Consider the following 2,749-nt stretch of genomic DNA (forward strand, 5'->3'; position numbering starts at 1 on the left):
ATTCCATGCGGGTCGAGCTGGCGGCTAATCTTCGAACTGCGGGACTGGGCTACATCGCTACGCTTCGCGAGGATCGGACGGCGATGCGTGAAGACATTCTGTCCGGAGCCCGACCATTGCGTTTTGACAAGTCGATGACCCGACTTCACACGGGGGCAGTCCCACTTTGGCGTCGAGCCCCGAAGTGGTGGAACGATACAGGCGCGAGCATTCATCAGGAGCAACATGGGAAGCCGAAGGGCAAGATGGTGTCTTGGGCTCGAAAGAACTTTCGGCAATGGGTAGAGCGGATCGATAAGCCGGATGACCGTATTCCCAAACCGGTTCTCGACCTGCATCAAGAGCTTTCACATTTGTACGAACACCCGACACGGGCATTGGACGCCTATCTGTCTCTCGCGCTAGAAAACCTGGAGGGGCATGATGCCCAGCGCGGCATGCAGGCCAAACCCCTTGCCGATTGGCACCTCCTCAATCGTCCTTGGGTGTTCGGGACGCTTAAAAACTGGCCGATATCGGCTTCTCGCCGGCGGCGGATCAAGGCAGCCGCAAAAGCGATTATTCTGCCGATAAGAAAGCGCCGATCAAAGCAAGGGCCGCTGCAGCCTGCTCAGGCCCTTGTCAATGTTCCCAGATGGCGGCAGGAAGTGGCGAAGAACAGAGGGCGGGTCGAAAAGAGTATCCTGCGGCTTTGTTCGATTGCAAAGGCGCGTGCTTACCCGGATGAAGTGCTCGATCCGATTAAAGAAACGCTCGGCGCCGACCTGAAGGTCTTTGCTCCAGATCTTGATCACGCCCGGCGTTATATGACCTCGAAATTGGTGGTCAGGCCGAATCTGGATCATAAGCATGAAGCGAAAGATGGAGGGCGTGTCGCCCCGCCTCCTGTCCCACCGCAGCGGCCGGGGTCAGCAAAGATCCGGTCTCAGCCTGGCCGCGGTGGGCAAGGAACAGTTCGGGAGCGATAGCTAGGACTTCTTCATCTCAAGCAGGTCATGGATGGTGCGCTCCAACTCGCGCTGCATGACCTTGATGGCCTTTAGCGCCCCGTCCAGTTCCTGGCTTGCATGCTCTGAGTTGTTGTCTGCGGACCGAAGATAGATGCGCTGTGCGGTCTCAATGGCGCGATTTATATCACGCTGTAAATCACTGAGAGCGCGCAGTATCGGCAGGCACAAAGGATTTAGGACTGCCATGGCGCTCCTGACAGTTACTTCGCGACAGTAAGTGCTAAATCCCGCTGAGCCGCAAAGGCGAATGGCGCGAAGAATCAAATTCTCCTCGTCTTCGGAAAACCTCACTGAACGGATGCGATCAAGTGACATGATGACCTCCATTCTCAGGCCAGGTTTCGAAGTCAATCGGTGTCGGCTGTAAAGCTGGTGAGTTTAACGGTCGATTGATTGCAGGAGCTTGAGGGAAATTGCAGCAGCGTGATGCGGGTGACTGCGTTCTAGTGCACCGATCTTGGGCGAGAGTGCAGGAGATTGCAGTGGCTTGTGATCGTCCGATTCCCGGAACGTGACCAGCGATATTTGGGAAGTGATCAATCATTGCGAGCCTCGCTTAAGATCAATGCTCAAACCAGGGTCTGATGTACTTGCCTTCAGGCCGCCCGCGAGCATCCATTGGTAGAGGTCCATCCGGAAGTATCTCACGCTTCGGGGAGTTGGCTTGAAAAACTGTGGTCCTCCACCCTTGGACCGTAGTGTGACCAATGTTGCGGAAGGTACGCCGGTGATCTCCGAGGCTTCTTTTGTGTCCACGGCGCCAATCAGCCAGAAGGCGTTCTCTGGAGCCAAGGCATCCAAGATTTCTGTCAAGCGCTTGATGTCATCGCGCGCTCTATCCGATAAAGGGGGAAGCTTTGATGTTGTTCTCTCGTTTCCGGGCATCTCAATTCTCCTTGTGTGTTGAACATGGAGAAAGGATGTCAGCTGTTGCAACAGAGAGGCGAGCGGTAGCTTACGAGGATTCTCGTAAGATTTTAGTTGACGCCTATTTGCCTCAGAACCAAGCGGGCGCTTTCTAACCCCTCTCGGATGGCAAAAGAGCCGTCGCAGTTCTTCCGAAACAAAGCGTCATAGATCGATGGAAGACTGTATTCGACACCACAACCTAGAAGCTCGCGATGGACGCGCCATGAGAACTCGCGATCACGATCAGCGACAAGCGATGGATCGAGTTGTAAGAGTTGCTCTCCAACCAAGGGGGCGAGCTTGCAAACCGGCAGTTGTCCTTTTCGCTTAAGGCGCTTTGCTTTTGACGTCAGGAATTTGATGTTCCATTTCGGCCTGCGCTGATCACGTGCCAAGTGTGGGAACGTCTCCAAAGCCGCCTCGGCTCTCAAACGAGAGGTTCTTTTGAGGCTATACATCTTGTTTTGCCAGGCCGCCCACGCGTCGGGTCCCTGATACGGTTCAACCTTCTGCGGATCAGTACTTTCCCTTGAAACGTAGAATTGCCGGCGACGCTTGTCGTATCGCGCGCCAAGTTCCTTTGCAGTGTCCCTGTCTGTCACATAAAGATAGAGGCGATCGGTCGGCTCGATGAACTCTCGACCGAAGAAAGCGCATTGCCACCGTTCTTCTCTATGGATCGCATCCCTGAGTGCGCGTTTGGCAGCCTCGTTCCCATACTTTCGGACCATTCCGTTGTGGAACTCGTGAACCTTCGGAATCCAATGTCCCGGTTCTTCGACATCACGGATCGAGCCGAAAGCCCATTCGCCCTTGGTGGCAAGGTCAGT

General features: G+C 55.0%; 4 protein-coding genes. 1 reads left to right on the forward strand and 3 read right to left on the reverse strand.

Annotated elements, in window-relative coordinates:
• A partial coding sequence (locus ABJZ52_RS06870) for a hypothetical protein (protein ID WP_348032731.1) occupies positions 1 to 968 on the forward strand: 968 nt, incomplete at its 5' end.
• Here the strand turns inward: ABJZ52_RS06870 and ABJZ52_RS06875 are convergent.
• The 3 genes from ABJZ52_RS06875 to ABJZ52_RS06885 form a co-directional block, all read right to left on the reverse strand.
• The gene (locus ABJZ52_RS06875) at positions 969 to 1,325 is read right to left on the reverse strand and encodes a hypothetical protein (RefSeq protein ID WP_348032733.1); all 357 of its coding nucleotides are present in this window, start codon (positions 1,323 to 1,325) and stop codon (positions 969 to 971) included.
• Positions 1,326 to 1,550: 225 nt separating this feature from the next.
• Positions 1,551 to 1,895, reverse strand: coding sequence for a hypothetical protein (locus ABJZ52_RS06880; protein ID WP_348127077.1), 345 nt, complete (start codon positions 1,893 to 1,895; stop codon positions 1,551 to 1,553).
• 92 nt (positions 1,896 to 1,987) lie between these two features.
• On the reverse strand, positions 1,988 to 2,749 hold a 762-nt coding region (locus ABJZ52_RS06885), incomplete at its 5' end, for a DUF5710 domain-containing protein (protein ID WP_348032737.1).

The sequence above is a fragment of the Roseibium sp. genome, from assembly GCF_039982295.1.
In the GTDB taxonomy this organism is placed as follows: Bacteria; Pseudomonadota; Alphaproteobacteria; order Rhizobiales; family Stappiaceae; genus Roseibium.

What these genes read in the sequence shown, in the direction of transcription:
- ABJZ52_RS06875 (WP_348032733.1), bottom strand. Translation starts at nt 1,325, where the DNA reads ATGTCACTTGATCGCATCCGTTCAGTGAGGTTTTCCGAAGACGAGGAG.
- ABJZ52_RS06880 (WP_348127077.1), bottom strand. Translation starts at nt 1,895, where the DNA reads ATGCCCGGAAACGAGAGAACAACATCAAAGCTTCCCCCTTTATCGGAT.